The following is a 1,167-nucleotide window of genomic DNA, read 5'->3' on the forward strand; positions in this document are numbered from 1 at the left end:
GGTTATCTCAACTCAGATGATTGGTTGTATCCAGATAGTGTAGCCAGACTTATTACTCTAGGAAACGCTTCTAAAGCAGATTTCGTATATGGCAATTGTGATTTTACTGATGTTTGTGGTCGGTTTATGTACTCTTTTGCCCCTCCCAAGGCCAGTCAACTGATTTCTATTTCTAGAACAAGCATGCTTGGCTTTTCTCAACAATCGGCAATTTTTCGGAAAAGTCTATATACAAATTTACAAGGGTTTAATGAAAATTATCAGTTTTGTGCTGACCGTGAATTCTACTTACGAGCTTTAAAGTCAGGAGCGTCATTCGCATATCTTCACGGTCCACCAGTCTCCTGTTTTCGGATACATATTAATCAGTTAAGTCACACAAAATCCAAGTTAATGCAAATTGAGGGAAATCAAATACGTGCTGATTTTTTTGACCATCCTAGTTTTTACGATCGAATGCTTAAGATGCAGTGGCAATTGAGAAATATACCTCATTATCTACTTAGATTTTTGAGGCAATCACTGCTTTCATGCAGACCCGTAATCACCAAATCAATGCACCCTGGTCCACATCTTTGGTCTGGCAAAGATTAGTTTTGCATCTTAGAAAAACCTTCTTGATGGTAACTAAAATTTTAGTAACTGGTGGAGCTGGTTATATTGGTTCCCATGTAGTGCTTCAATTATCAGAAGCTGGTCACGATGTTGTAGTTTACGATAACTGTTCTACTAGTTCAGCTTCCGCTGTGCTCCATGGGTAGTTAGTCGTCGGAGATTTAGCAGATAGGGAGCGACTCCATAAACTATTTGCCGAGGAAAAATTTACTACAGTCATACACCTGGCTGGAAGTAAGGTAGCTCCAGAGTCGGTGGTCAAGCCTTTGGATTATTACGCTAACAATACCTGTAATACTTTAACTCTGTTGAGGTGCTGTCAGACTTTTGGGGTAGACCAGTTTGTCTTTTCTAGTACGGCAGCAGTCTATGGAGAAGTGAATCAGAGTCTGACATTGGAGTCTGCACCCACAGTACCGATTAATCCCTATGGTCGCTCCAAGTTGATCAATGAATGGATGATTCAGGATTATGCTGCTGCATCGGGGTTAAGGTATCTAATTTTGCGTTACTTCAATGTAGCGGGTGCTGACCCCAAAGGGAGAATTGGGA

The 1,167-nt window shown here is 40.8% G+C and carries 1 protein-coding gene and 1 pseudogene; both read left to right on the top strand.

Going from position 1 to position 1,167, the window contains the following annotated elements:
* A partial coding sequence (locus tag F6K53_RS44210) for a hypothetical protein (RefSeq protein WP_293087228.1) occupies positions 1-594 on the top strand: 594 nt, incomplete at its 5' end.
* Between the two features lie 26 nt (positions 595-620).
* Positions 621-1,167, top strand: a pseudogene (locus tag F6K53_RS44215) (NAD-dependent epimerase/dehydratase family protein); the annotation flags it as partial.

The sequence above is a fragment of the Moorena sp. SIO4A1 genome (assembly GCF_010672065.1).
Lineage (GTDB): Bacteria > Cyanobacteriota > Cyanobacteriia > Cyanobacteriales > Coleofasciculaceae > Moorena.